Origin of the sequence: Streptomyces sp. NPDC046821, from assembly GCF_040645335.1 — a bacterium.
Taxonomy (GTDB): Bacteria; Actinomycetota; Actinomycetes; order Streptomycetales; family Streptomycetaceae; genus Streptomyces.
In genome coordinates, this window is sequence record NZ_JBEYYB010000013.1 from 194,239 (window position 1) to 220,155 (window position 25,917).

Annotated in this window: 19 protein-coding genes and 1 pseudogene; 18 read left to right on the forward strand and 2 right to left on the reverse strand. The window is 69.8% G+C overall.

The genetic code is table 11. From position 1 onward, the window contains the following. Positions 1-2 precede the first annotated feature (2 nt). Positions 3-5,573 carry a hypothetical protein gene (locus tag ABZ893_RS26765; protein ID WP_361408113.1) on the forward strand — a complete coding sequence of 1,857 codons (5,571 nt, stop codon included), beginning with the start codon at positions 3-5 and terminating at the stop codon, positions 5,571-5,573. A 421-nt stretch (positions 5,574-5,994) separates the two neighbouring features. Then, positions 5,995-6,162: pseudogene (locus ABZ893_RS26770) on the forward strand (integrase); the annotation flags it as partial. Between the two features lie 665 nt (positions 6,163-6,827). Here ABZ893_RS26770 and ABZ893_RS26775 read toward each other — a convergent pair. Further along, a complete protein-coding gene (locus ABZ893_RS26775) occupies positions 6,828-7,754 on the reverse strand; it encodes a helix-turn-helix domain-containing protein (RefSeq protein WP_361408115.1) in 927 nt (308 codons plus the stop codon). Positions 7,755-8,000: 246 nt separating this feature from the next. Between ABZ893_RS26775 and ABZ893_RS26780 the strand changes: the two genes are divergently transcribed. From ABZ893_RS26780 to ABZ893_RS26855, 16 genes are all read left to right on the forward strand, one after another. Beyond that, positions 8,001-8,168, forward strand: a complete 168-nt coding sequence (locus ABZ893_RS26780) for a hypothetical protein (RefSeq protein ID WP_361408117.1) — start codon at positions 8,001-8,003, stop codon at positions 8,166-8,168. A gap of 139 nt (positions 8,169-8,307) precedes the next feature. Beyond that, complete coding sequence (locus ABZ893_RS26785) at positions 8,308-10,818, forward strand: PEP/pyruvate-binding domain-containing protein (RefSeq protein WP_361408119.1); 2,511 nt, start codon at positions 8,308-8,310, stop codon at positions 10,816-10,818. Further along, positions 10,815-12,062, forward strand: coding sequence for a hypothetical protein (locus tag ABZ893_RS26790; protein ID WP_361408121.1), 1,248 nt, complete (start codon positions 10,815-10,817; stop codon positions 12,060-12,062). Before ABZ893_RS26785 ends, ABZ893_RS26790 begins: the two co-directional genes overlap by 4 nt. After that, entirely contained in the window at positions 12,062-12,844 is a 783-nt protein-coding gene (locus ABZ893_RS26795) for an HAD hydrolase-like protein (protein WP_361408123.1), read from the forward strand. The genes ABZ893_RS26790 and ABZ893_RS26795 overlap by 1 nt, the downstream gene beginning before the upstream one ends. Beyond that, positions 12,841-14,532, forward strand: a complete 1,692-nt coding sequence (locus ABZ893_RS26800; RefSeq protein WP_361408125.1) for an alkaline phosphatase family protein — start codon at positions 12,841-12,843, stop codon at positions 14,530-14,532. Before ABZ893_RS26795 ends, ABZ893_RS26800 begins: the two co-directional genes overlap by 4 nt. A 5-nt stretch (positions 14,533-14,537) precedes the next feature. Next, complete coding sequence (locus ABZ893_RS26805; protein WP_361408127.1) at positions 14,538-15,653, forward strand: DUF6001 family protein; 1,116 nt, start codon at positions 14,538-14,540, stop codon at positions 15,651-15,653. Beyond that, entirely contained in the window at positions 15,650-16,264 is a 615-nt protein-coding gene (locus ABZ893_RS26810) for a DUF6031 family protein (protein ID WP_361408129.1), read from the forward strand. Before ABZ893_RS26805 ends, ABZ893_RS26810 begins: the two co-directional genes overlap by 4 nt. Before the next feature lie 30 nt (positions 16,265-16,294). After that, on the forward strand, positions 16,295-16,729 hold the full coding sequence (locus tag ABZ893_RS26815) for an SRPBCC family protein (RefSeq protein WP_361408131.1): 435 nt from the start codon (positions 16,295-16,297) through the stop codon (positions 16,727-16,729). Between the two features lie 17 nt (positions 16,730-16,746). Beyond that, positions 16,747-17,820: a hypothetical protein gene (locus tag ABZ893_RS26820; protein WP_361408133.1), complete on the forward strand. Its 1,074-nt coding sequence runs from the start codon at positions 16,747-16,749 to the stop codon at positions 17,818-17,820. Next, the gene (locus ABZ893_RS26825) at positions 17,817-18,377 is read left to right on the forward strand and encodes a hypothetical protein (protein WP_361408135.1); all 561 of its coding nucleotides are present in this window, start codon (positions 17,817-17,819) and stop codon (positions 18,375-18,377) included. Before ABZ893_RS26820 ends, ABZ893_RS26825 begins: the two co-directional genes overlap by 4 nt. Next, positions 18,374-18,901 carry a deoxycytidine triphosphate deaminase gene (locus ABZ893_RS26830; protein WP_361408137.1) on the forward strand — a complete coding sequence of 176 codons (528 nt, stop codon included), beginning with the start codon at positions 18,374-18,376 and terminating at the stop codon, positions 18,899-18,901. Before ABZ893_RS26825 ends, ABZ893_RS26830 begins: the two co-directional genes overlap by 4 nt. Continuing rightward, positions 18,888-20,360, forward strand: a complete 1,473-nt coding sequence (locus tag ABZ893_RS26835; RefSeq protein ID WP_361408139.1) for a cation:proton antiporter — start codon at positions 18,888-18,890, stop codon at positions 20,358-20,360. Before ABZ893_RS26830 ends, ABZ893_RS26835 begins: the two co-directional genes overlap by 14 nt. 53 nt (positions 20,361-20,413) lie before the next feature. After that, on the forward strand, positions 20,414-22,105 hold the full coding sequence (locus ABZ893_RS26840) for a CTP synthase (protein ID WP_361408141.1): 1,692 nt from the start codon (positions 20,414-20,416) through the stop codon (positions 22,103-22,105). Positions 22,106-22,136: 31 nt separating this feature from the next. Further along, the gene (locus tag ABZ893_RS26845) at positions 22,137-23,399 is read left to right on the forward strand and encodes an ATP-grasp domain-containing protein (RefSeq protein WP_361408143.1); all 1,263 of its coding nucleotides are present in this window, start codon (positions 22,137-22,139) and stop codon (positions 23,397-23,399) included. Positions 23,400-23,448: 49 nt separating this feature from the next. Beyond that, positions 23,449-24,411, forward strand: a complete 963-nt coding sequence (locus ABZ893_RS26850; RefSeq protein ID WP_361408144.1) for an EamA/RhaT family transporter — start codon at positions 23,449-23,451, stop codon at positions 24,409-24,411. Between the two features lie 5 nt (positions 24,412-24,416). Next, complete coding sequence (locus ABZ893_RS26855) at positions 24,417-25,178, forward strand: phosphodiesterase (RefSeq protein ID WP_361408310.1); 762 nt, start codon at positions 24,417-24,419, stop codon at positions 25,176-25,178. Between the two features lie 20 nt (positions 25,179-25,198). Here the strand turns inward: ABZ893_RS26855 and ABZ893_RS26860 are convergent, their stop codons facing one another. Next, complete coding sequence (locus ABZ893_RS26860; RefSeq protein WP_361408146.1) at positions 25,199-25,912, reverse strand: hypothetical protein; 714 nt, start codon at positions 25,910-25,912, stop codon at positions 25,199-25,201. Positions 25,913-25,917 lie beyond the last annotated feature (5 nt).

Below are 25,917 nucleotides of genomic sequence, written 5' to 3' on the forward strand. Positions count from 1 at the left end.
ACATGGCACGCGGACTGACCGAGATCACCGAGGCACAGTGGCGGGACGCCCTGGAGCACGCCCTGCTGCCACGGCTGGCGGCCGTGCTGCGAGGCAGGCAGGCCGGGCACTGCATGCGGCTGGGCGACCTCGACACCGATCTCGCCGCAAGGCTGGTACACGGGCTGCGTGTCCTCGTGCCCGACGCGCAGGTGTTCGTCCTGGGTGGCGGCGACGGCCGCACTCCAGCCGACGTCGCCGTGACCAGCACCAAACTCGTTGAACTGCGCAACCCCGACGAGGACGGCGGACTCCGGCCCCCGCTGCTGGTGTTCGTCCCGCCCGGCACCCGCGCCAGCGCCGAGGACTCCTTCGGTATCGCCACCTTCGAGCACCTGTCCCTGGACGACGTCCACACGAAGCTCAAGGCGTCACTGCTGCGCGAGTTGCCAGAAGCACTGCGGCAACCCGTCACCGAACTACTGGACCGCCAGGACCAGATGACGGACGGCGGCGCGGCGGCGGACGACCGGGCCGCCGTCCGGTATCTGCTGACGCTGCGGGAGAACGACCACGACCCGGAGGCGGCCGGGGCGGCTGTCTATCTGCTCGGCCTGATCCCCGACTTCGGCCTGTTCCATGACATGACGCTGGTGGGCCGCAAGGCGGACCGCAACCGCAGGACCGTCGCCAAGCTCACCGAGGCGACATCCACCGACCGCCAGCGGATCCTGAGCCTCGGGCTGCCGCAGAACTCCCCAGCGGGAGAGGAATTCGTCCGCCAACTGGTGCGGTTCGCCGCCCGCACCGGTCTCGGCACCCCATCCCGCTGGTGCCGGGCGATCGCCGTGGACCCTGACAACTGGCCGCTCGCCTTCCACCACTGGCCACAGGAGAACGCCCCCGGCGGTGAACAGGTCGGCATCGAGGTCCATGAGCTGACGGTCCTGCCCAAGGCCGGCCAGAACGAGGACGACCTGCGCAACCATCCCGCGCTGGAGAGGCTCTTCGGCGGGCAGTATCTGCTGCCCGGCGGGCTCTCCTCGCTCCCCGTCTCCTTCACCGTCGACCCCGATCCCCGCCACATCACGGGCCTCGCGCGCTTCTCGGTCCAGATCCTCAGCGAGAACGAGACCGACGAGGGCCGCGGCGCCAGCACGGTGAGCCCGACCGGCTTCACTGCCACGCTTGCGGTGGCCAAGACCGCTAAGACGGTCTACAAGACGAGCATCAAGCTGAAGAGGGGCCGCAAGGCCGACTGGGAGGAAGGGTGGCACTTCGTCAGGGTCACCCCCCTCGACACGAACGGTGATCCTCTGCGGGTGGCCGGCGCCGACAGCACGCACCGGCCGCACGAGAGCGACCGCTTCTACGTCGTCCCCGAGGGCGAGTTCGACGACCCGCCCGTCCAGCGCTCCCAGCATGCACCCGGGCTCGCCCAGGCGATCAACCGGCTGCGCTTCACCGCCCGTGCGGAGGGCCGTGATCCGTGGCGGGTGTCGTGCCGGGAGGTGAGCTGGGGGGCCCGCACGGCCAAGACCCGGCCGCTGCGGGCTCGGTTCGGACCCGCGGGCCCGGTCACCGTCGACCTGCCCACAGCCCTCGCCGAGGCCGAGGAACGCATGCTGGCCCGGCCGTACGCCCTGGAAGGACCCAGGCTGAGCGTCGACGCCTCTGGCCGGTGGAACCTGAGCGACGACGAAAGTCCGGCCGTCACGCCTGCCGAAGGCAGCGACTTCGGCAGCTATCTCCAGGCGCGCGCCGCCCTGTTCGCGGCGGTACGGGCAGATGCGGACGGCTCCGTGCCACTCGTGGTGGAAGGCACCGACCCCCGCACGGTCCGCAAGGAAGCGGAGAGTTGCGCGGAGGCGTATCTCAGAGCGATCACCCGATGCGTCCGCGCGCTGGAGAACCCCCGCGGCGGCACAGCGGAGCGGGACCGGGTCGAACTCGCGCTGCTGCTGCGCACCGACACAGTCGCGGTGGATCTGGCCGACGCGCAGGACGGGCTACGTCAGGCGATGCTCGTCGCCCCCACTCATCCGCTGCGGGTGCTGTGGTGGTGCGGGCAGGCCGCGCTGGCCGACCACTGGCTCGACCGGACCGAGGGCCAGGACAAGGACCGGGTATGGGAAACCCTACACAGCCTCGTCGAACGGCTCGCCCCCCTGGGGTTCCCGCTCGTGGTGCCGCTCACCACGGGCGAACTGACCTTCGCGGCGGGACAGTTCACCGACTACTGGCAGGTCTGCCTGCCCAGTGAGACGGCCGACCCCCGCGGAACGGTCTCACGACTGGGCTCCGCCCTGGGCGTGAGCGACGGCTCGACGGCCTCCGGCATGATCACCGGCGCCGATCTCGCGGATCGGGTCGAGCGGTATGTGCGTCTCCACCCCTACGCGGACAGTCTCGTCATCAACGCCCTCGGTGTCGGCCGGGGGGAGGTGCTGACATCCATGCTGACGGAGCTGCAGAGCCGCAGGCACCTGGCCCGGCTGCGCTACACCGTCCGCCTCTTCACGGACCATCCCCAGGAGCCGTGGGTGGGCGAGGCGCTCACCGATCTATTCTCGCCGGGGTCGGGGCCGCGGGCCGCCGCCGCGGAGCCCTTCGGTACACCGGGCGATCCCCTGCGCCCCAAGCTCGCCGTCGTCGTGCGTGATGCCGCGAACCTCCGCACCCGCGCGGCCGATTTCCCCGCCCACCTGAGTATCCTGTTCGACCCCTTTGGCGGGGAGCAGTACGACATCGCGCCTGCCGCCCGTACCTCGGGCCGGGCGGCGGCACACGGTCTCGTGCAGGAGCTGACCAGCCACTACGCCGAGGACGAGGAGTCCGTGGCGTGGAGCCGTCAGCCCCGCCACGGCGCCACGGACCCCGTGCCCGGCGCCGAGGAGACCGGTGACCTGATGGCAGCGCTGCCCGAAGCCCTGTCGGCCGCCGTGGTCGCTGTGACGTCGGGAGAGCCGCGTCCGGGACACCTGCCGCAGATAACGCTGCGTCTGTCGTCCCAGGACAAGGCTCTCCTGCACGACGTGCACCAGGCCAGCGACTGGGTCGTCACGGTGGACCGGACCCTCGGAGTGGAATACTTCGACCACGGGCGGGCGGACCGGCCCGAATACGTCATCGACTACTCGGCGACCGCCCAGCCCGGCATGGGCCATCACATCGTGGTCTCGTCACGATCGGTCGACGAGTTGCGCGCGCTGGTCGGGCCCGTGCTCGGCGACAAGCAGCTCAGCATCGAACCGCGCCACGTGGCGACGTTCTTCGACCAGCTCAGGGAACTCTCCGGCAGCTTCGCCTTCAAGCTCGCCGCGCTCGGCAGCAGCAGCCATACCGAGGTCCTCGGACTGGCGCTCGCCCGGTTGTACCTGGGGTACCAGGGCGTGCTGCACAACCAGATCCTCATTCCGCTCGACGCGCACACCGACCTGTACGGCGAGGCTCAGCGCCGCATCGCGGCTGGCGACGGTGCTGTGCGGCTGCACCGGACAGACCTGGCGCTGTTCGACTTGGATGCCGAGCGCAGGGTCGTGGTGTGCCGACTGATCGAGGTCAAGTGCTTCACCGGAGTGGGCGGTCTCGGCGCGTACGACGCAAAGAAGAAACAGATCAGCCAGCAGATCGACAACAGCCAAAGGATCCTGGCTGTGCAGTTCGACCCCCTGGTCGAGCGCCCCGACCGTCCCCTGCAGAACCTCACGCTCCGCTCGCTGCTCGGCCACTACCTCGCGCGTGCGAACCGTTACGGCCTCTTCGATGAGAAGGGGTACGACGAGGCGCGGTGGCTCCTCGACCATCTCGACCACGGTTACGCGCTGGAGTTCTCCAAGACCGGTCTCCTCTTCGACCTGGGCGGGGACGGCACGGAGATCGAGGGGGAGGGGGGCATCACCTTCCACCGGGTCGGCCGTCATCAGGTGACCGAACTGCTGGACGCCGTGGAGACGGAGTACCTGGGCGGCCCTGTCCGCAGCGCGCCCCACCTGCTGGCGGAGGCGGAAGTCCCGGGAATCGACCGCGGAGAGTCCACACGGACTCTGCGTCCACGCGACCGCAGCCGCGAGCTGCCGGAGGAGCCGGCTCCGCTCAGCGCTGTGCTGGACGAGGAGGTAGTACCGGCGGCGGCCGATGTCGACGACACCGCGGGGAAGACCGCCGAAGAGGCTGCGGGAGAGACAGCAGAAGAACCACTGAGCCCTGCCTCGCAGCAGGCTTCCGAACACCCCGTCGGCACAGAGCAGGCACGGGGGCCGTTTGATGCCGCCGCCGCGGGAGTGGACGGTGAGAGCGCCGGTAATGCGGCGGAGGTCGAGGGGCCTGCGCCGGACCGCGAACCGGAGACACCCGCGCCGGCCGTTGCGTCCCTGGCGGACCCGCGGACCAGTACCTCGGTCCCGGATGTGTTCCTCGGAGTGTCGAAACCGACCGCGCAATACGGTCTGATCGGTACGAGCGCGGGCCGGAAGATCGCCCTCGACCTCAACGAGACCCACACCATCAGCCTGTTCGGTGTGCAGGGCGGAGGGAAGAGCTACACCCTCGGATCGATCCTGGAGATGGCGAGCCTGCCTGCTGCCGGCGTTAACCACCTTTCGCATCCGTTGGCCAGCATCGTGTTTCACTACAGCGACACACAGGACTACGCGCCTGAGTTCACCAGCATGACCAGGCCCAACAGCGATCAGGACCAGCTGGCCTCCCTTCGGGAACGCTACGGAGCCGAGCCCGCGGCGCTGTCCGACGTCCTGCTGCTGGCTCCTGCCGACCGGGTGGACGAGCGCATGCGCGACTATCCGGACCTCGACGTACGGGCGCTCACGTTCTCCTCGTCCGAGCTGAAGGCCGCGCACTGGCGGTTCCTGATGGGTGCCGTCGGCAACCAGGCCCTCTACATCCGCCAGCTCGGAAGAATCATGAAGGCCAACCGTGACGATCTGACGCTGGACACGATCCGGCTCGGGGTCGAGCAGTCCTCCCTGTCCGACGCGCTCAAGCAACTGGCCTACGACCGACTGGATCTGGCCGCCGAGTACATCGACGACGATGCTCGGCTCCAGGATCTGGTCCGGCCCGGACGCCTGATCATCGTCGATCTGCGTGACGACTACATCGGGGAGGACGAAGCGCTGGGTCTGTTCGTCGTCCTCATGCAGCTGTTCGCCGACGCTCGGCACGAGGGACAGTCGTTCAACAAACTTGTCGTGTTCGACGAGGCTCACAAGTACATCCGGAGCCCCGACCTTGTCGACGGGTTGGTGTCCAGCGTCCGTGAAATGCGGCACAAGGGCATGTCTATTCTCGTGGCCAGCCAGGATCCGCCGTCGGTGCCGATTTCACTGATCGAGCTCTCCAACCACATGGTGCTGCACAAGTTCACCTCACCCGCGTGGCTGAAACACTTGCAGAAGGCGAACGCAGCTCTGTCGGCGCTGACCGCGGAGAAGATGGCGTCGCTGAACCCCGGTGAGGCCTTTGTGTGGTCGGGCAAGGCCACGGACGAGGCATTTGTTCGAGGCGCCGTGAAGCTCCAGTGCCGCCCACGAGTCACCAGGCACGGGGGTGCGACCAGGACCGCCATCGGATGACGTGATCGCATGCGGTTGTGCGACGACCATCACGCCCCACAGGGCGTGAGAAGGCCGCACGAAGATCGACACCTATCTCCGCCGCCTTCGCCACGGCCTCGGCTGTCCGATCGGGAACACTGCCCGGCATCCGGCGGCGGGGCTACATGGGTGAGGTTCTGGCGGGGACTTCGCCGAGGATCGTCACCTAGGGCTGGTGCCGTCACCGATCTTGCTTGAGGGGGTCAGGACACTGCCGATCAAGGCCACTCGTACGAGTGAATCGGTCGGCCCAGGGAGGTTCTCTTCGTGCACGTCTGTAACGCTGGACACCAGCCCGGGGACGGAAGGCGCCCTGATGTCACCCCGGCGACGTTAGGAGAGCGCGGTGGCTGAGGAACCCGGAATAGTTGGTGGTGCGGCCCTTACTCGCAGGTACTTGATGGCATCACCACCCACGGTGAGCTTGCAGACGGCCAACGGAGTGCTTTCGCTGGGGAGAAGCACCGGCTACGGTCTGGCGAAGCGGGGTGAGTATCCGTGTAAGGTGCTGAAACTCGGCAACGCCTACCGGGTAGTGACCGCCGACCTCCAGCGTCTAGTGGGGGTCGAAGACACACCGCAGGAACCGGTGCCCGCGGCACCGCCGTCGGACCAGGGGAAGGCCGCCAGCGGGCATGAAACAAAAACACGACGTTGCTGCTGTCACTGCAGTTGCTGTTCCCTGCAGGACGCATAGGGGTGCCACGCCCTCAGTGCTGCCTTGTAGGTTTGCAACAGTCAGTGCGGCGAACAGGCGGAAGGCAGCACCACACGCAGCCGAGACGCTTATGGCGGGCCGCCCAGTGGTCGGAGTCAGCCTTGCCGGTGGACGGCCGGTGGACAGACGCCTTTGGACAGTGCGACACGAAGTGGTGCGGGGCAACCTGCCGCACGTGCTCTGACCAGCTCAAATGCTACGCCGCAGCACGGTTCGGCAGTGGGCAGCACAAACCTTCTCGGTCTCGTAATGCGTAGGTCTCGGGTTCGAATCCCGAAGGCGGCTCAGAGAAACCCCAGGTCACGTACTTCGTGGCCTGGGGTTTTGTGTTGCTCGGCGCGTGATGCGCCGTGTGCCGCATCCCTCGAGGTGCCGTGGGGTCCGTTCTCGGCGTTGTGCTGCTGGGCGTGATCGGCGCGCGCGAGTCGTACCGCATTGACGCGCGCCGGCCTCGAGTCACGTCGGACCTGCGCCTCCCCCGCGCGGCCTCGGCCACTCGCCCCCAGCCGGCACCTCTACGCCGCTCCCACGCTCAGTAAATACCCCGCCTGGAATCGGCTCTGGGCGCCCAATTCCTCCATCACGTCTGCGATGTGGCGGCGGCACGTGCGTACCGACATGCCCAGGCGTGTGGCGATGGACGCGTCTGTCAGGCCCTCGATGAGGAGGCGGACTATCGCCTGTCGGATGTCGCCCGTCACCTCGGAGCGGGTGCCGAAGGCTGACGCGTACGGCTCGGCTGCCAGCCACAGGCGCTCGTACGTCTCCACGATGAAGGCGACGACGTGCGGTTCGCGGACCACCACCGCGCCCTCGCGGTTGCCGGGCAGGGAGATGATCGCCGTTTCCTCGTCGAAGACCAGGAGGCGGCTGAAGTGGTCGTCCAGCGTGCGGACTTGGGCGCCGAGTTCTGAGACGTGGTCGACGTATTCCGCCGTGCCCGGACTGAACCGGGCCGTGTGCTGGTACAGGACTCGCATCCGGACCCCGCGGTCGAGGGCCGCGCGGTCTCTCGGCTGCGCCTCCTGGAGGATGCCGTCGTCGCGGGCGCCGCCCGGCTGGGCCGTGAGGATCTCTGTGCGGGTGCGCATCGTCAGGTCGGCGATGACCGCGCGGACCTGGGCGAGGTCGTGCAGGACCTCGAATTTGTTCTCTTGCTCGCGGGCGAACTGGCTCGTCTCGAAGGCCGGCAGGAACGCCATGATCGATGCCCGGGCCTCCTCGGCGAGTGCCCGGCGGGCGCGGATGTCGCGTTCGAGGGGGCCGACGACGCCGGCCGTGGCTTCCTCCGGAGCCACGGCGTGGAGTGCGCCGGAGGGGTCGCCGCGGAGCAGTCCCAGGTTCAGGAGTTCGCGTACGGCATCGTCGGCGTGTACGGGGGAGAGGCCGGTGTCCGTGATGAGGGATCGGACCGTGAAGGTGTGGCGAGGTGTGCGGTGCAATGCATATTCATACACACGCTGAAGGGGTGTGTCGGTCGCTTCTCCCCAGTCCACCTCGATAGATATGTCCATTGTTATCCCCCTTTATGAGCCTGACAGTAAGCTGCCATGCAGCTTGCTGATCCATTCTGCCCTGCTCATTTACCTGCGACCCCTGGCATGGTGATTCATCCCGCCCTGATTTTCGATGAGGAATTTCGGAGCGGTTCGGTGAACAGAGTTCGATGCACGGGTGAAGGCAGCGCGATGAAGGCTTTACGCAAGGTGGTTCTTGTCGGCGGGGTTCTGGCCGCGACGCTCGGCATGTTCGGAGGGCTCGGGGGCGCGTACGGCGACTCCGCCGCGGCGGCAGCCGTGAGCGTGACCGTCTCCGGAGCCGGCGGCGACTCCACCAACGACACCGGCTGGGGCTGATCGGGCCCGGCGGTTCTGAAGGGCGGCCATCGGCCCGCCCGCCAGGCCTCGCATGCCTCCGCGCCTCAGGCGCCCGCGCGAGGCCGGCCTTTCGAGGCTCTTCACACCTTCTTACGAGAACGAGCGAACGGGTCGACCCATGATTCTGACCGGGACCGAAATCGAGAGAGAACGGACGAACGGGCGTATCACGATCGAGCCGTTCACGCCGGAGCAGGTAAACCCCAACAGCTACAACTTCCGTCTCGGCAAGACCCTCCGGGTCTACCAGGACATGCCGTTGGATGCCCGGAGCACGAACGACTTCGAGGAAATAGAGATCCCGGACGACGGATACGTCCTGGAGCCCGGCCGCCTCTACCTGGCCCACACCATCGAGACGTTGGGCAGCGAGCACTACGCGCCCACCTTCGCGGCGCGCTCCTCGGTCGCCCGGCTGGGCCTCTTCATCAACCTCTCCGCCAGCCTGGGCGACATCGGCTACACCGGCCAGTGGACGCTGCAGCTCTACAGCATGAACCGGGTCCGCGTGTATCCGGGCATCAACATCGGCCAGATGATGTGGTGGCGCCCGCAGGGCGAGATCGTCCTCTACGACGGCAAGTACCAGGGCTCCGTCGGCCCCCGCTCGAGCGACATCCACGTCGACTTCGACAAGCAGTTCGCCCGCCAGCGCTTCCCCGGGCTCGGCGCGAGCTTCGACGCGGGCGACGTGGGCCCCAAGTTCGCCCAGCTCGCCGAGTCCAGCCACGCCTTCCGCGTACCGGCAGCCTTCTGTGTGCCCGCGGGCGAGTTCGCCGACGCGCTCACCGCCGAGCAGGACGCCGCGCTCGCCGACGCCTTCGGGGACCTGAAGGCCACCGTCGGAGCCTTCTTCACGGACTCCGTGTCGAAGATCCAGAAGATCGGCGCGGAGATCCGCGTGCCTGAGCAGGCCCGGAAGCTGCTGGCCGCCCGGCTGGCCGAGATGTTCCCCGACTCCGAAGCGGGAGCGGTCGAACTGGCCGTCCGTTCCTCGGGGTTGGACGAGGACACCGAGGACTCCAGCCTCGCCGGGATCCACCAGTCCATCCTCGGCGTCAGCGGCGTGGACGCCGTCATCGACGCCGTCGAGCAGTGCTGGCGCTCGTACTACGAGGCCCCGGCCGTGGCCGCCCGGGTCCGGGCCGGTGACTTCTCCTCGGCACCGCGCCTCGCGGTGATCGTCCAGAGGCTCGTGCGCCCGACGCTCGCGGGTGTCGCGTTCACCGGCCTGGACGGCAGCCACGACGACCGTGTGTCCATCGAGTACGTCGAGGGCCTCGCGGACGAACTCGTCGCCGGTGTAGCCGTGCCGCGGCGCACCGACTCGACGGACCTCGCCGACGGGCCGGCGGCGCGCGACGAGGCCGAACAGGGGACGCTCGTCCAGGTCGTGGACCTGGCCCGGCGACTGCGCGAGACCCGCGGCCACGACGTGGACGTCGAGTGGGCGGCCGACAGCGAGGGCGTCCACCTCGTCCAGGTGCGCCCGCTCACCGCGGCCCGCGAGGTCTCCCACCACTCCGCCGAGCCGGTCACCGAAGCGCACCGGCTGTACGTCGACGAGCTTCCCGCCGACTTCAACCTCGGTGCGGTGGCCGCCGTCTACAGCGGCTACAGCGCCAAGCGCGGGCCCGCCCACCGGATGGCCCACGAACACGGAGTGTCCACCGGAGCGGGCTGGGTCATCCGCTTCAACGGCCGTGGCCTGCACGGCTCCGAGGGCGCAGCCGCCCTGCGGGACACGCTTTCCGGCGGGACCGACGAGTGCGTGCTGGACTTCGGTGACACCCTGCGCCAGATCGTGGTGCCCAAGGAGGAGGTGCCGGCCCAGCTCGCCGTCACCACCGGCGTGACCGCGGACGGCACGGACCTGCACACGGTCGTCGTACGCGACTTCATCCGCGGTGAACTCGGAGTGATCTCCCGGAGGGCGGGCGAGAACGGCCTCGTCGTCGAGTACACCGACGAGGGCCTGATGGCCCTGAACCGGGGCACCGCGGGCGGCGAGACGATCGTCGTCAAGGACGTATCCGCGGGACACGACGACGCGTCCAACGTGACCTGCCCGGCCGACGGCGCGGTGCTGCGTCCGTACCTCGACGAACTCGCCCGCTTCACGGCGGCCATGCACGCCAAGTACGGGCCGGTGACCCTGGAGTGGGTCTTCGACCGGGGCACGCTGTACTTCGTCGACTACTCGGTGCTCGGCGGCGGCGACGCCGTCAGCGTCCTGCACGGCGAGGTCTGCATCTCCCCCGGCACCGCCCGGGGACCGCTGCTGCGCCTGGACGACGACGCTCTGCTGCGCCGCCTGTCCATCGGCCCGGCGGTGAGCATCGACAAGTCCCAGGACGTCACCGAGCACGAGGGCCTGGCCCGGATCCTCGACCTGGTCACGTCGTACGAAGAGAAGCCCGTGATCAGCGTCGCGCGCCCGTACGCGGTGCTCTCCGTCCTCATCGAGCACGTCGCCGGGTTCGTCTTCGACCAGGGTTCGGCGCTGGGGCATCTGGCGATCCTGCTGCGCGAGGCCGGGATCCCCGCGGTGACCGCCGCCGGGGTCAGCGGAGCCGAGGCAGTGATCAGCGATGGCACGGTCGCGACGACCGGCCGCAAGGGAGAATGACCGTGAGCGACACCATCACCCCCACCACCCCCGCGGGACGGCGTGCCTGGCTGGTCCTGGGCGGGCTGCACCTCCTCAACGGCACGGCCCCGCTCGACGGCACCGACCCCGTCGTCCTCGCGGAGCTCGACGCTCCGCTGGAGCAGGCGTTCCCCAGCAACACCGTCGTCCTGCACTGGGACCGGCTCGGCACCCTGGAGCTGGCCGTCCGTTCGGTCGACGGGACCCGCCGGCACACGGCGAAGGCGCGCGGCGACGAGCTCTTTCCCGGAATGCTGCCGGGCCAGGAGCTGAGCGCCGCGGTCACCGAGGTCACCGGCCGAGGCGCCGGGCCGCTCGTGCCGCTGTTCTACGTCACCGCGGAGGGCGACCGGGCCCACGTGCACAGCCAGATCCGCTTCCTGGCCGAGGACGCCTGCTTCATCCGGATCACGCCCGAGCCCGTGCCCACCGCGGACGTCGAGGCGCTCGCATGGCTGCCGGAGGCGGTCCGGCTGCACGCGGAGCAGGCCCTCTTCCTCAACAACCACCAGCGCTACTACCGCAAGTGCTTCCAGGGCAAGGAGCTGGAGTACAAGTACACGCTCACCCCGCCGGTGGACTCCTGGACGCTCACGGTCGAGCTGTACCGGAGCCTGCTGAACGGTGAACTGCCGGGCTACATCATGGAGTACCGGGACGAGTACCAGGCCTGGGACTACCTCAACCACCTCTTCGAGGTCACCGGCCCCACCGAGGACGAGCGCGGTTACGCCTCCTTCATCCCCACCACCGACGGCAAGCACCTGCTCAAGCGCAAGTGGTACGCCGAGGACACCTTCAACCGCAGGGAGACCCACACCTACGGGCTCGACCTGGCCGACGACGGCGGCTTCGAGGCGTACATCCGCGACGAGCTGAAGGTCCAGGCCGTCCGCCTGCCGTCCTTCCGCCGGGTGCGTTACGACATCAACTTCGAGTCGGTGCGCACCGGTCACGTCTACGGCGTCTTCTTCGACCACTGCAGCCTGGTGGACGCCCGTGAGGTGACGCTCAACCAGTGCGAGCTGGAGTACCTGCGCAGCCGCGTGGCCGTCGAGCCCGACGAGGCCGAGGTGCTGGCCGAGATGGACGAGATCGTCGCCTGGCTGGAGACGTTCCTGCGGGCGCGCGGCCTGAACGACCAGCGCGGCTTCTACTCCAAGCGCACCTTCCTCAAGGACGCCGTCGCCGCCCGGCCCGAACTGGCCCGGAAGGTCGGCTGATGACGGGCGCCGCCGTGCGGGCGGTCCTGCTCGACCTGGAGGGCACCCTGTACGCCCGGGGGGCCGTGATCGAGGGTGCGGTGGAAGCGGTCGCCGCGCTGCGTGACCTCGGTGTGGGACTGCGCTTCCTGACCAACACCGACTCCAAGCCCGCGGAGCGGATCCGGGCCGAACTGGCCGGCTACGGCCTCGCGGTGGCGCCGGAGGAACTGTTCACGCCGGTGGTGGCGGCCGCCCGGCTGCTGACGGCCGCCGGCGCCCGCACCTACCCGCTGGTCTCGCGGGAGCTGCGGGAGGTGCTGCCGACCCTGGCCGCCGAACCCCCGTACAGCCATGTGCTGATCGGGGACTGCCGGGACACGCTGGACTACGCCGCGCTCGACGGTGCCTTCCGTGCCGTACGGGGCGGGGCCCAGCTGCTCGCCCTGCAGACGGGCCGCTACTTCAAGCGGGACGACGGGGACCACCTGGACACCGGGGCGGTCGTCGCGGCGGTCGCGTACGCCTCCGGAGCCGAGGCCAGGGTGCTGGGGAAGCCGGCCACCGACTTCTTCGCCCTCGCGGCCGACTCCCTGGGGGTGCCGGTCTCCGCGTGCGTGGTGGTCGGCGACGACGCCACGACGGACATCGCGGGCGGTCGTGCGGCCGGGCTCAAGGCCGTGCAGGTGCGGACCGGCAAGTACGAGGACCAGCGGGCCGAGGGGCTGACCGGGAAGGCCACCCATGAGCTGGACTCGGTGGCCGGGCTGCCGGAACTCATCCGGGAGTGGGGCGTCGGATGACGGTCTACTGGGTGGTCTGGGACGCCGGGGCGCACTGGGTCGTGGACCGGCTGGAACGCGAGGGAGCGCTGCCCGCCGTCACGCGGATGCGGGAGCGCGGTGCCTTCGCGGCGGCACGCCCCGCGCGCCCCAACTGCCAGACCCCGCCCTCCCTCGCGACCCTGTTCACCGGCACCTGGCCGGCCGAACACCAGGTCACGGGCTTCACCGTGCCGGGTGCCGGGGAGGGCGTCGCCAGCCATGTCAGCGGCTTCTCACCGGACTTCCCCGCGGTGCCCCCGGTGTGGGAGGCGATGTCCGAGAAGGACCTGACGAGCGCGCTGGTGCACGCCCCCTGGGTCTTCGGCGCCGACGGCCACGTCGGGCCGCACATCGACAGCGCGGTCGAGGCGTACAGCCGCAGGCTGACCCGGCACGCGCTGCTCACGCTGGAATCCGGTCCCGAGGCGCAGCACTGGGACATCGGCGGACACCGCGTCGAAGTGGCGGTCGAGGAGCACCGAGGCGTGCCGGAGCGGGTGAAGGTCACCGGCGGGGAAAGCGTGCTGCTCAGCCCTGACAGCGGGTGGCAGTCCCTGAGCCTTGACCGGTACCACGGCACCTGGATGCGGTGTGTCCGGGTGGGAGAACGCCTGACGCTGGTGCACACGGGCGTCTGGCGGACGCGTACCGCAGGGCGCAACCCGAAGACGCTGCAACGCCTCGCGCAGTGCCCGCCGTTCGCGGGCGAGGGGGTCGGCCCGCTCTACCGCCGCGGCGAGTTCGGGCCACGTCTGGCCGAGGGCGGGGACGGCTCGGCCGAGGAGGTCTTCCTGTCCTCGGTGGAGTGCGTCGCCCGGTCCATCGGCGATGCGGCCGATGTCGTCCTGGAGACCCACGAGGCCGACCTGGTCGTCATCTACCTGCCGATGACCGACGACGTGGGCCACGAGTTCCTCGGCTGGTGCGACGAGCGGAGCGCGGCCCACCGCCCGGAGATCGCCGAGCGGGTGTGGTCGTACATCCGGCGCTGCTACTCCTGGTCGGACGCGCTGCTCGGGCGGGTGCTCGACCGGGCCGGGCCCGAGGACACCGTGGTGCTCGGCGCGGACCACGGGATGGTGGGCAGCACCCATCTGGTGCACGTCAACGACCAGTTGGTGCGGGCGGGCCTCGCGGCGCGCGGCGCCGACGGAGGCCTGGACCCGGACGGTTCCCAGGTCTTCTACCACCCGGCGAACAACGGCTCCCTGTGGGCCGCCGAGAGTACGGCCGCGGATCCGGCACGTGCCCGCCAGGCCATGGCGCGGGCGCGGGCGGTCCTGTCCTCGATCACCGACCCCGAGACGGGCGGCACGGTGGTGGCGGGTTTCCTCGACCGTGAGGGCCGGCCGCTCGCCGAAGCGGGGGCGGACCACGCGGTGTCGTATCTCGCGCTCGCGGACGACTACCAGCCGAGTGCCGAGCTGCTGGGGGAGGGGCCGGTGGTGCGCCGGGTCCCCAAGCCCGGTGCCCACGTCGTCAACACCGGTGACAGCAGGCTCCACGCGATCCACGCGGCGGTCGGACCCGACATCCGGCCCGGCACCGCGGCCGGCGTCGTCGACAACACCCTGCCGGCCGCGCTGGTCCTCGGTCAGCTGGGCCTCGGTCCGGACACCCGCCGCCTGTATCCCACCGGTCCCCTCGAACCGACCCACGAAAGATGAAGGTCATGCCGACCGGCTTTCCCCACTTCCTTTCCCCCGACGAACTGACAGCACGTCGCCATGCGCAGGTGACAGCCTTCCTCGCGAGCCGTGACCTGGACCCCGTATGGCTGTCCGAGCTGATGCGGGAGCGCGTCGGCGAGGGCCTGCTGCTCCTGACCAGTTCTCCCGTGCACGGGCTGGCCAACCCGACCAGCGATCTGGACTTCATCCGGATCCAGGAGGCCCCCATCGACGGCCCCCGGATCTCCACCAAGATCTTCGAGGACGGCCACCACCTGGAGGTCGTGTCGTTCAGCGAGGCCGAACTCGCCTCCAACCTCGCGGAGTTGGACCGGCTCGCCGACGTCGCGCCCGAGCAGACGGTGGCGGGATTCCGCGCCTGGGACAAGCAGCGCGAACCCCGCCGGAAGCAGACCGAGCGCATCGTCAACGGCATCGCGATGGACGGCTCGGCGCCCTACCTGAGCTCGCTTCCCGCACTCAGCCGGGTCTGGGCCCGGGCCGCACTGCAGACCGCCGTCGAGCAGGTCGCGCACACCGCCCTCGCCGAAGCCGCGGGCGAGACCCGGGGACGCCTCGGCTACGCGTACAACGTCCTGCTGCACCTGATGGACGCCCTGCTCTCGCACCACGGCGACGTGTACACGACCCGCAAGTGGTACGTCCTGCGCTGGACCCGGCTGATGGCCGAAGGAGGCTGGCACGACGACCGGCTCCAGTCGGTGGCCGCCGGCCTGGAACGACTCCGCAAGGACGCCCACACGTTCCTCGACCCGTCGCGGGCCGGCGAGCCGTTGGCGGCGCCGTTCACGGAACTCGTCATCGACGCCGCGCAGGCCACGGGCATCGCCCAGGGCGTGACGGTGGGCGTCGAACTCGCCGGCCAGGTGCGGGCGTTCCTGCCCGGGGCCTCGGTCGTGCTGGGGGCCGGGGCGGCCAGCGGCGTGGTGCTGCCGGGCTTCGCCCCCGACGCCGAACTGCCCTTCACGGGCGCCCCGGTGGGCCTCGGCGAACTGACCGGGCTCGACGCGCCGACCGCCGCCTCCCTGCTGAGGGCGCTGCGGGCGGGCACCGCCCGGCTGCGGATCGGCTACGCGGACGGGGAGGCCGGCCGATGACGACGTACACCGCGACAGACAGGGGCCACCAGGACATGACCGAGGACCACGGCCGGGCACCGCGTACGACGCGTGACGCGGACGAGCTCACGGCCTTCCCTTCGGTACGGGCCGGGCACGTCATGGCGGGCCCGCAGGCCGTCGAGGTCTGGGTGCAGGCCGCCTGGCTGATGCTGGCCGAGGGACGCGCGTACATCGAGGACCTCGAAGGCGGCGGCGAGCAGCCGCAGATGCAGCAGGCCGCGAAGCTCCGCTTCCTCGAGCAACTGCTCGACATCGACCAGCGCCTGGCGGGGCGGGTCGCCGTCGACGACGCCCACTGCCTCGCGCTCGCGCTCGAGTACGGGATGCGCGAGGTCGTCGACGCGACCGGGCCCGAACTGGCGAGTGTCTTCGGGCTGCACGAGGAGTTCGGCGGCGACAGCTGCGAGGTCGACGGGATCCACGCGCTGTGGGAGCGGCTGCTGGACGCCTTCCCCGGCGAACTTCCCGACCGGCTGGTCGCCGAGGGACAGCGGGACATGCTGCGGACCCTGCGCGTGTGGGCGGAGCTGGCCCGGGGCGCCGGACTCGACATCGGATTCCTGGCCCCGTTCATGAAGGCCGCCTGAAACCGCCCGCAACACAGAAGTGAGGTGCACATGCCTGAGATTCAGGCGGACACGCTGATCGAGGGACGTACCCCGGACGACGTGTGGGCGATCGTCAAGGACAGTTCGCGCGTCGCGTCCCAGGCCCGGCACGTGGTGGCCGTCCGCCCGGGGGCCGACCAGGGCGACGCCTTCCGCGTCAGCGAGTGGACCGTGCTGCTCAACGGCAGCGAGGTGACGTGGCGGCAGCGGGAGGCCGCCGGGCCAGGACTGCGGCTGCGCTTCGAGCAGACCGCCGGTGACCTGGAAGAGCTGTCCGGGGAGTGGTCCCTGACCGAGGACGGCACCGGTACGCGGATCTCGCTCGCCCTCGGCTACGAGCTGGGGGTCGACGGCCTCGCGCCGCTGCTCGAACCCATCTGGTCCCAGTCCTTCCAAGCCCATGTGAACGAGATGCTGCGAGCCCTCACGGCCTGCGCCGCGTAACAGAGAGCGACCTGAGCATGAGTCTCTACCTGAACTTCCTGCACACCACCGTGCGCTTCGACGTGGCCGAGGACGCGGAGGGCGTGTTCGAGCCCGTCCGCCGCTTCTTCCGGCACCTGATGTCGCCCGCCCCGGCCGGCGACGTCACCTTCTCCGTCGACGTGCGTTCCTACGACCCGGAGGCCGACGTCGCCCCCGAGGTCTGGGAGCTGCCGCAGTCGGTCATCCGGCGCAGCAACGCCGCCGAGTTCAACTTCGACGCGCACATCGTCGACTCCGACGGCCGTCGGCAGTACATCAACCGGGCCACCCTGCTCGACGCGCCGGCCGACACCGCGAAGGACACCGCCTTCATGGTCCGGATCACCGAGCGGTCCACGGTGCAGATCCTCGACTTCGTCCGCGACCTCGTCATCCGGCACGAGGAGAACCTCGGCACGGTCGTGCTGCACGCCTCCGGCCTGCACCGGGACGGCGAGGCCGTGATCATCGCCGGGCCGAAGGGCGCGGGGAAGACCACCACCCTGCTGTCCGCGCTGCGCCGGCCGGGCTGGAAGTACTTCACCGGGGACAAGCTGTTCTGCACCATCGAGGACGGCGAGATCCTCGTCCACCCCTGGCGCGACTACCCGTACGTGGGTGTCGGCACGATCCGGGCCGACGCCCGGCTCGAGCAGCTGGTCCGCGACAGCGTCGACGAGCGGATCGACACGTACGAGCCGGGCCACAAGATCCTCATGGACCCCGACGTCTTCGAGTCCTGGCTCGGCGCGGAGTTCACCGCCGAGCCCAAGCGGCTGGCGGCTCTGCTGCTGCCCGAGGTCAAGCCCGGAGAGCCGCTGACCGTACGGCACCTGACGGACGCGGGCGAGCGCTGGGCGCACCTGAACAAGATCGTCGACCGTCAGGTCGACACCACCTTCTTCACCTGGCAGACCTACCTGGTCCCCGACTACACGGCGTTCTACCGGGGTCTGGCCGAACTGCGCACGGTCCTCGGCTCCGTGGACATGGTGCGGCTGCGCGGCACCCTCGACGTCGACCCGGACGCCGTCCTGAAGCGCACCACCGAGAAGGAGAACGCACGATGACCACCGAAGCCCGCCGCACCCTGCGGATATCCGTCGTGGGCCTGGCCGGCGCGGGCAAGTCCACCTGCGCCTCCCTCATCGAGGAGTTCGCCAGGGACAAGGGCCTGACCCACACCCGGATCAAGCTCGCCAAGCCGCTGTACGACCTGCAGGAACAGGTGTACCGGACGGCGGGCGGCTCGCTCCACGACGGTGCGCAGGACCAGATCCTGATGGAGGCGCTCGCCGACGCGATGCGGCGCATCCGCCCCGACTCGCTGGCCGCCGACTTCGGCGCCCGCCTCGCGGCCACGGATGCCGACCTCGTCGTCAACGACGACCTGCGCGACCCGCACGTGGACGCCCCGGCCCTGCGCGGGCACGGCTTCCGCGTCCTGCGCATCACCTGCGACGAGGAGCTGCGCCAGCAGCGCCTGGCCGGCCGGGGCGACCCGTCCCGCGCCGACCGCTCGACCCGGGAGATCGACCTGATCACCCCCGACGCGGTGCTCGACAACGGCGCGGGACTGGACGAATACCGGGCCGCCGTCCATCAGTTGCTGGGGAGCTGGCTGTGATCCTGAGCGGACCCGAGATCCTGTCCGAGGTGCGCGCCGGCCGGATCCACATCGACGACTTCGACCCGGAGCGCCTGGAGCCGAACAGCTACGGCTTCCGGCTCGCCGACGACATCCTCTGGTACGAGCAGGACGTCATCGACTGCTTCGAGCCGCCGCAGGCGGAGCACGTGAAGATGGGCCCCGAGGGCATGGTGCTCGAACCGGGCCGCTTCTACCTCGGCGGCACCATGGAGGCGATGGGCAGCCCGCACTACGCGGCCACCCTCTACGCCTGCCGGTCCGCGTCGACCCTCGGCATCTGGATCCAGTTCTCGGCCCCGCTCGGGCACAGCGGCGCGGTCTTCCCCTGGACGCTCGAGATGAAGGTCGCGCACCCGGTGCGGGTCTATCCCGGCATGATGATCGGGAAGCTGGCCTTCTGGTCGATGCAGGGCGAGTCCGTCGGCTACGACGGCAAGTACACGGGCTCCACCTCCGCCGTGGCGTCCCGCTTCAGTCTGGACGCCCGTGCCTCAGACTGACCTGTTCCGTGTCCTGGCGGCGCTCGCCCTGCTGCTCTGCGCCGCGCATGTCATGGGCCGGCTCTTCGCCAGGTTCCGGCAGCCGCCCGTGATCGGGGAGATCCTCGGCGGGCTGCTGCTGGGGCCGACCGTGCTGGGGCAGCTGCTGCCCCGGGCCGAGTCCTGGCTGTTCCCCGCCACGGGACCGGTGGCCTCCGGGACCGCGCTGGTCTACCAGATCGGGATGCTCCTGCTGATGTTCACGGCGGGGGTGGAGATGCGTACGGTCTTCTCCCGGCAGGACGGGCGGTCCGTCGCCGTGGTCGCCCTGGTGGGGATGGCCGTGCCCTTCGCCTTCGGCCTGCTGGCCGTCAAGGTCGCCGGCACCGGGGACCTGCTCGGACGCGCCGGTGACGTGCCCGCGCTCACTCTGGTCCTCGCCTGCGCGATCGCCGTGACCAGCATCCCGGTGATCTCCCGGATCATGCTCGACCTGGGCATCATCCGGACCCGGTTCGCGCGGGTCGTGCTCTCGGTCGCCGTGGTCGAGGACGTCGTCCTGAACGTGATCCTTTCCGTCGCGCTCGGCATGGTGGCGGGTGGCGAGGAGGGCGGCTTCGGCCTGGCCCACATCCTGGGGGTCACGTCGGCGGGCGCCTCGGCGGCGTACCACTCGGTGGCCTCGGTGGCCTTCTTCGGGCTGATGGCGCTGGTGGCCGTGGCGCTGCGGCGCCGGCCCGGCGGCACGGCCCGCGGGGCAGACCGTCCGACGGGCGCGATCGCCGTCCGCATGGCCGTGATTCTGGCGGCGGCGGCGAGTTGTGTGTTCCTGGGTGTCGCGCCCATGTTCGGCGCGTTCGTGGTCGGGCTGCTCTCGGGTATGTCCGTACGGGGCGCAGGGGTTTCGCGGGTCGCGCACGGGTCGCCGGGGTCGGTTTCGCAGGGACCGGGGAGCACGGAGGGCTCGCAGGGCCCGCTCGGTTCGGGGAGCACGGAGGGCTTGCAGGGCCCGCTCGGCTCGGGGAGTGAACCCCTGGGCCAGCTGAGGGGATTCGCCTCGGGCTTCTTCATCCCCGTCTACTTCGCGACCGTCGGTCTCAAGCTCGACCTGGTGCATTCCTTCGATCCATGGTTCACCGTGTCGTTCATCCTGGTCGCCTGCCTGGCGAAGGCGGCCAGCGCGTACGCGGGGGCGCGGCTGACGAACCGTTCGAAGGGCGAGTCCCTCGACCTCGCGGTCGCGCTGAACGCGCGGGGCGGCCCCGGCATCGTGCTGGCCACGGTCGCGTTCGACGCGGGCATCGTCAGCGCCTCGCTCTTCACGACCCTGGTGCTCACCGCCATCGTCACCTCGCAGATCGCCGGCTGGTGGCTGGAACGGGCCGTGTCCCGGGGCGCGTTCGCCACGGAGGGCGTCCCGGCCGAGCCGCGGCCGCATGACCGGCGAGCCGAGAAACCTGTGGACGCGAACGCGGGCTGACCCGCCCGACGTCTCCTTTCCCCCTCCGTCCCGCGACTTACGGGAGTCTCCCTTTGGACACGCAGCCCCGATCCCTGGCGTCCACGACGACCAAGCACATCTTCGTCACCGGGGGTGTGGCCTCCTCCCTCGGCAAGGGCCTGACGGCCTCCAGCCTGGGTGCGCTCCTGAAGGCGCGTGGTCTTCGGGTCACGATGCAGAAGCTCGACCCGTATCTGAATGTCGACCCCGGGACGATGAACCCGTTCCAGCACGGTGAGGTCTTCGTCACGAACGACGGGGCCGAGACCGATCTGGACATCGGCCACTACGAGCGTTTCCTCGATGTGGATCTGGACGGTTCGGCGAACGTCACGACGGGTCAGGTCTACTCGCAGGTGATCGCCAAGGAGCGGCGGGGCGAGTACCTGGGTGACACGGTGCAGGTCATCCCGCACATCACGAACGAGATCAAGTCCCGGATCCGGCGCATGGCGACGGACGACGTGGACGTCGTGATCACGGAGGTCGGTGGCACGGTCGGTGACATCGAGTCGCTGCCGTTCCTGGAGACCGTGCGTCAGGTCCGCCACGAGGTGGGCCGGGACAACGTGTTCGTGGTGCACATCTCGCTGCTGCCGTACATCGGTCCGTCGGGTGAGCTGAAGACGAAGCCGACCCAGCACTCGGTCGCGGCGCTGCGCAACATCGGTATCCAGCCGGACGCGATCGTGCTGCGCGCGGACCGTGAGGTGCCGACCGCGATCAAGCGCAAGATCTCGTTGATGTGTGACGTGGACGAGGCGGCCGTGGTCGCGGCGATCGACGCCCCGTCGATCTACGACATCCCGAAGGTCCTGCACACCGAGGGTCTGGACGCCTATGTGGTGCGCAAGCTGGACCTGCCGTTCCGTGACGTGGACTGGACGACGTGGGACGACCTCCTGGACCGCGTCCACAACCCCGACCACGAAGTCACCCTCGCCCTGGTCGGCAAGTACATCGACCTCCCGGACGCCTACCTCTCGGTGACCGAGGCGCTGCGCGCCGGCGGCTTCGCCAACAAGACTCGGGTGACGGTGAAGTGGGTCGCTTCGGACGAATGCGCGACCCAGGTCGGCGCGGCCAAGCAACTGGCCGATGTCGACGGCATCTGCATCCCGGGCGGCTTCGGTGACCGTGGTGTGTCCGGCAAGGTCGGTGCGATCCAGTACGCCCGTGAGAACAAGATCCCGCTGCTGGGCCTGTGCCTGGGTCTGCAGTGCATCGTGATCGAGGCGGCGCGGAACCTGGCGGACATCCCGGACGCGAACTCCACCGAGTTCGACTCGGCGACCTCGCACCCGGTGATCTCGACGATGGCCGAGCAGCTCGACATCGTCGCCGGTGAGGGCGACATGGGCGGCACCATGCGGCTCGGCATGTACCCGGCGAAGCTGGCCGAGGGCTCGATCGTGCGTGAGGTGTACGACGGCAAGGAGTACATCGAGGAGCGCCACCGTCACCGCTACGAGGTGAACAACGCCTACCGCGCGGAGCTGGAGAAGAAGGCCGGCATCCAGTTCTCCGGCACCTCCCCGGACGGCAAGCTCGTCGAGTACGTCGAGTACCCGCGCGACGTCCACCCCTACCTCGTCGCGACCCAGGCGCACCCCGAGCTGCGCTCGCGCCCGACCCGCCCGCACCCGCTCTTCGCGGGCCTGGTGAAGGCGGCCGTCGAACGCATCACCGCCACCCCTTCCCCGGCCACACCCGCACACCGGTAACACCCCTCAACACGGCTGAAGGAGCCCCCGCATGAGCACCCCCCAGGGCCGAAGTCGCCCCGTCGTCGCGATAGTCGACGCGTTTTCCACCGCCAGTCACCTCGCCCCGCTGTTCCAGGCCAAGGGTTACGACTGTCTGCACGTGCAGAGTCTGGAGGAGCCGCCTGTCGTCTTCGGCGCGAGTTTCCGGGCCGGTGACTTCTTCGCCGGTGTCGTGCATCGCGGGGACGTGGCCGAGACGTTGGCCGCCGTCGCCGCGTACGCACCGGTCGCGTTGCTGGCCGGTGCGGAGATCGGGGTCGAGCTGGCCGACGTACTCAGTGAGGGGCTGGGGCTGCGGAGCAACGGCACCGCGCTCACCGCCGCGCGGCGGGACAAGTTCCGGATGGTCGAGACGGTCAAGGCCGCCGGGGTGCCGGCCGCCGACCAGATCCTCGCCACCGACCTGGACACCCTCCTTGCCTGGTACGGCGAGACCGACCGGACCGTCGTGCTCAAGCCGGTCCGCAGCGCCCTGAACGACGGGGTGTCCTTCTGCAGCACGGCTGCCGAGGTGCGGGCCGCGTTCGAGTCGCTCGTCGGCGCCGACAGCGCGCTCGGGCTGCGCAACGACGCCGTCGTCGCCCAGGAGTACCTGGTCGGCGCCGAGTACTACGTCAACACGGTCAGCCTGGACGGCAAGCACTACGTCTGCGACCTGTGGAAGACCCAGCACCTCGGGGTCAACGGCGTACGCGACCTGCTGGGCGGGTCGGCGCTGATGGTCCGCCGCGGCCCCGAGCAGGACCTGCTGACCGAGTACGCGTTCTCCGTCCTCGACGCGCTCGGCATCCGCAACGGCCCCGCCCACACCGAGCTGAAGCTGACCCCGCAGGGCCCCCGGCTCGTCGAGACCGGTGCCCGCGTGTGCGGGGCGATGCTCCCGCTGCTGACCCGGGCGGCCATCGGCGAGAGCCAGTTGGAGTGGACGGTGCTCGCGTACACGGACCCGGAGGCCTTCGAGGCGCGTCGGCACGCCGAGTACGAGGTCGCGCGGCACGCCGTGTGCGTGAACATGGTCTCGCCCGAGTCCGGCAAGCTCGCCGGCTACCCGAAGCTGGACGACCTGCGCGCGCTGGAGAGCTTCCACGACGTCCTGCTCAAGGTGCGGCCCGGCGACGAGATCTCGCGGACGGTCAACGACATCACGTACCCCATGCTCGTCCACCTGCTCCACGAGGTGGAGGGCGTGGTGACGCACGACTACATGACCGCCCGCCACCTGGACGGAGAGGGTTTCTACGATGTCGTCTAGTTCGTCCACCTCTGATAGGCCTGGTGGGGCGTCCGGGCGCCGCTTCCTCGTGGCCGCCGGCCCCCTGCTGGTCCTCGGCTATTGCGTCATCAACTCGACCAAGTCGGTGTTCGAGGGGGCCCTGGTCCAGGACCTCTCGCCGGAGTTCATCGCGTTCAACTCCTTTGTCGTGGCGCAGGCTTTCTACTTCTTCACCTTGCGAGACAAGCGGGAACTGAAGGCTGTCATCAGGCGTTGTCTGTCTGACGTCGTGATGCTCAACATCGCCACCGCGGTGTGCTGGATCGCGGTCCTCTACGCCTTCACTGTCTTCGAACCGGCCATGGCCAACTCGATGATCATCGGCCTCGGCCCGTCGGTGACCATCGCCCTCGGCTTCCGGCTCCGGCCCGGTACGAAGGCGCTTCCGCTGGAGGTGGTGGCGGCCGGCGCGATGCTGGTCACGATGGCGTACCTGCTGGTCGTGGCCTCGGACGGGGACTCGGCCATCGGGGACGTGCCGACCGGAAAGATCGTCTTCGGTGTTGTGATGTGTGTGCTGACGACTATTTCGCTGTCGGGGGTGACGTACTACACGAAGCGGCTCGGGGACGCGGGGATGACGGTGCGGCAGATGATGGCGTCCCGGTTCGTGGTGCTGATCGTCGCGACGTTCGTCATCCTGGTGGCGCGCGACAGCTTCGGCGCGTACTCGCCGGGCAACGTCGGGGCGATGCTCGCGATCAGCCTCGTCGGCGTGATCATCTCGCTGTACCTGCTCCAGCAGGGCATCGTCCGGACCGAGCCGATCACGGTCTCGATGCTGTTCGGGACGAACCTGGTGATCACGTACGTCGTCCAGTTCGTGGACCCGCGGCTGCACCAGTCGCAGGCGACGTTCTACGGCATCGTCGCGATCTCGCTGGCGATGTGTCTGGGTACGTGGGCGCGGTGGCGGGCGGACAGGCGGGGCGCGGAGGCTACTGATCAGGGTGAGGACGGGCTGGCGGCGCGGGAGGAGGTGCAGGCGTGACCGCACTGGTACTGGCCCACCTCAGCGATCTGCACCTGGACGGCACCCCGGAGACCGCCGAGCGCACGCGCCGGGCGGTGTCCCACCTGGTGGGGCTGCCGGGCACGGTCGACGCCGTGCTGATCACGGGGGACATCGCGGATCGGGGTACGGAGGCGGAGTACCGGCAGGCCCGTGAGGTTCTCGCTCCGCTGCATGAACGCTTTCCGGTGCTGATGTGCCCGGGGAATCACGACTCGCGGGGTGCGTACCGAGAGGTGCTGCTCGGCGGAGGCGGGGCCGACGCGGCTGAGGCTCCGGTCAACGAAGCCCGGGACATCGCCGGCGCCCGGGTGCTGATGTGCGACTCCTCAATACCCGGCCGGTCCGAGGGCCTGCTGTCGCCGGAGACGCTGCGCTGGCTGGACGACGAACTCGCCGCCGCGCCCGACCGGCCGGCCTTCGTCGCCCTCCACCACCCGCCCGTACCGCTCGGCCTGCCGTACATCGACCGCATCGGCCTGCGGGAACCGGACGCCCTGGCGAGAGTCATCGAACGCCACCCCCACGTGGTCGCCGTACTCTGCGGCCACGCTCACACAGCGGCGGCGACCACGTTCGCGGGCCGCCCGCTCCTGTGCGCCCCGGGCATCATCTCGACGGCACTGATGCCGTGGGAACAGGGCCCGAACGACGCCTGGAAGACACACGACGCCCCACCCTCACTCACGTTCCACCTCTACGACCACGAGCGCGACCACCTGACGAGCCACGTACGGGTGGTGTGAACCTGCCTCAGCCGAGGGGGCTACTGGCCTTGGGCGAGGGAGCTACTGGTCCCGTCCGCGAGTTCGCGCAGGGCGCGGTTGCCGGGGCGGGCCGCGGCGAGCCGGAGCATCGCGTCGTTCGCCCCGGCATCGTCGTACTTCTTCATCGCGACGGTGAGCAGGGCGAGTTGGAGGCCGAGTTCGTAGCCGACGCGTTCGTTCGCGGCGAGGCGGGCGGTGCCTCGGTCGACGGCGACTCTGATCTCCTCGTGGGACGCCGCGACGATCTCCGGGTACAGCAGCGAGCTGATGTGCCGGTCGAACTGCACGCGGTCGGCGATCGAGAGGAGTGATCGGCCCGCCTCGATGCGCCGAGCCGCCGTGCCGCGTTCGTCGACCATGTCCCGGCTGGCGCCCACCGAGTCGGCGAGCAGGCCGAAGGTGTCGTCCTGGCTGAAGAAGCGGTCGGCGGACCGGCCGCGCCAGGCGACGTCGTCGGGGTGTGCCGCGGCCTGGACGACAACGTCGTAGCCGAGCGGATCCGCCCAGCCGGAGAGTGCGCAGCAGGCGAGCAGACGCTCGGCCGGGTCGGCTGTCACGTCCTGGAGCAGTTCGGTCAGGCCGGGCGTCCGTTCGAGGTAGCCGCCGTCGTCCAGGGCGTCGGCGATCACATCGTCCGGATCGGCCGGGCAGCCGTCGAAATCGGTGAAGAGCAACGCCCTCAACTCGGGGCTCGGCTGCCAGGAGCCAGGCACGGGGG